General features: G+C 69.9%; 3 protein-coding genes. 2 read left to right on the top strand and 1 reads right to left on the bottom strand.

All coding sequences use genetic code 11. From position 1 onward, the window contains the following. Positions 1-860, bottom strand: an 860-nt coding sequence (locus tag AOK24_RS38980) for a serine/threonine-protein kinase (RefSeq protein WP_055724663.1), incomplete at its 3' end; no start/stop codon positions are given. Positions 861-1,055: 195 nt separating this feature from the next. On the opposite strand from AOK24_RS38980, the gene AOK24_RS38985 reads away from it, so the two are divergent. Together AOK24_RS38985 and AOK24_RS49425 are read left to right on the top strand one after the other, a co-directional pair. Continuing rightward, a complete protein-coding gene (locus tag AOK24_RS38985; RefSeq protein ID WP_055724664.1) occupies positions 1,056-1,331 on the top strand; it encodes a hypothetical protein in 276 nt (91 codons plus the stop codon). Positions 1,332-1,528: 197 nt separating this feature from the next. Continuing rightward, positions 1,529-1,705, top strand: coding sequence for a hypothetical protein (locus AOK24_RS49425; RefSeq protein WP_010351326.1), 177 nt, complete (start codon positions 1,529-1,531; stop codon positions 1,703-1,705). The last annotated feature ends 261 nt before the right edge of the window (positions 1,706-1,966 follow it).

Here is a 1,966-nt window from a genome sequence, read left to right on the forward strand (position 1 = left end):
GGCCCAGCAACCCGCCCCTCGACAACCGCCCCCTGAGCCTCCCGAGCGGCGATCTCCTTCAACCGCAGAGACAACTCCAGCGTGCTGGGCCGTTCCTCAGGATCCTTGGCAAGACAGGCCCGAACCAGCGGAGCAAGCGCATCGGGCACCCCCTGAAGCTGAGGCTCCTCATGCACGACCCGATAGAGCATCACCTCCGAACTCCCGTGCCCGAAGGGCGAGTCGGCGGTGGACGCGTACGCCAGAGTCGCCCCCAGCGAGAACACATCCGTGGCCGGCGTGACCGCGGCCCCCCGAACCTGCTCGGGCGCGAGGAACCCCGGCGACCCCACGGCGGTCCCGACATGCGTGAGCGTGGACGCACCCGTCGCCCAGGCGATCCCGAAGTCGATGATCCGGGGCCCCTTGGGCGACAGCAGGATGTTGGACGGCTTCAGATCCCGGTGGACGACCCCGGCTTCGTGGACGGCGACGAGCCCCTCGGACAGCGCGGCCCCGATGGAAGCGAGCTCGGCGGCCCCTATGCGCCCTTCGTCGCCGACCTTGTCGTGCAGGGAAGGCCCGGGAACGTACTGCGTGGCGAACCAGGGCCGCTCGGCCTCGAGATCGGCGGCGACGAGCCGGGCCGTGCACCCGCCCCGGATCCTGCGCACGGCGGACACCTCGCGCGCGAACCGCGAGAGGAACTCCTGGTCCTCCGCCAGATCGGGCCGGATGACCTTGAGCGCGACGCGCTGCCCCTTCTTGTCGGAACCCAGATAGACGACGCCCATCCCGCCCGCGCCGAGCCGTCTGTGAAGCCTGAACGAGCCGACGACGCGCGGGTCCTCGCGCCTCAGGCGCATCATCGCCATGTTCATCCCCGCTGCCGGTCCGTGTGACGTGCCACAGCTTACGTTTCCCCGCCCGCCGGTGTGCAGGAGCCGCGCCCTCTCGGCCCGATCGATTGTCAGTGCCGGGTGGGAGACTTGAGAGGTGGTCAGGAAGGCGGCGCCGCAACGGTTTTCGGCCGTGTCCTGATCTCAACCGGCCGTCACAGAAGGGGGATTGGCACTGTGAAGGGTGACCGAGTGGAGATAGTCGTGGACGCGGGGGACACGACGCGGACATACGAGGTGGTGGCCAGCAGGGCGGGCCGCAGGGTGGAGACGGCGGTCCGCAGGGGGGTGGTGGAAGTGAGCGAAGTCACGCGCTCCGGGACGGTGATCCGTACGGCCCGCTTCATGGCGAACCGGGTCCTGGCCCTCGTCGAGCAGCCGGTCCCCCGGGAAGCGGAATCGGAAAAAACCGCCCGGAGCGGACACCCCTTCCGGGAAGACCCTGAGTCGTAGGTTCCCGTCTCCACCCAGGGGAGTACGCCGCAGGTCGAGGCTCATCCTCCGGGAGGCCCACCGATCGGTACGAAGGCATGACGCCCGCGCGGCGCCACCCGCCTAAGTTAGAGGTCAAGCGGCGGGTGCAGCACTCGTCCCCCGAGGTCAGACACCCGCCGCTGCCAACGACAACCTGAACTCGGGAAGGAGGAGCCATGGCCTACACGGCCCCGCGGAACACCTACCGCGACCAGCCCGAGCCCGGCCGTCGTCACCCTCTGACGGCGACCCTGATGGTCCTCCCTCTCGCGGTCCTGCTCTTCGTCGTCTTCGGCGGCTGGGAGACAGTGGCCACACAGGCGTCGTCCGTGGGCGTGATGCTGGGGCGCTGAGCGGCGACCCCAGGCCCGGAAGAGCGGTCCGGGCGGGGACATCCCACCCATGAAACCCCGTGGGGACGGGGGTGCGGCGGACGGCAACAATGCCGGCGCAGCTGGGGAGCTGCGCCGGCATTACTTTTGTCCACAAGCGACAGAAGGACCCCCACCCCGTGACCCTCCTCACCGCCCTGACCTTCACCCTCCGCACCCACACCGACTTCTCGCCCTGCGCCCACGCGAACCCCTCGGCCGGCCCCCCGCCCTGCGCCTGTC

The sequence above is a fragment of the Streptomyces niveiscabiei genome (assembly GCF_001419795.1).
GTDB lineage: Bacteria > Actinomycetota > Actinomycetes > Streptomycetales > Streptomycetaceae > Streptomyces > Streptomyces niveiscabiei.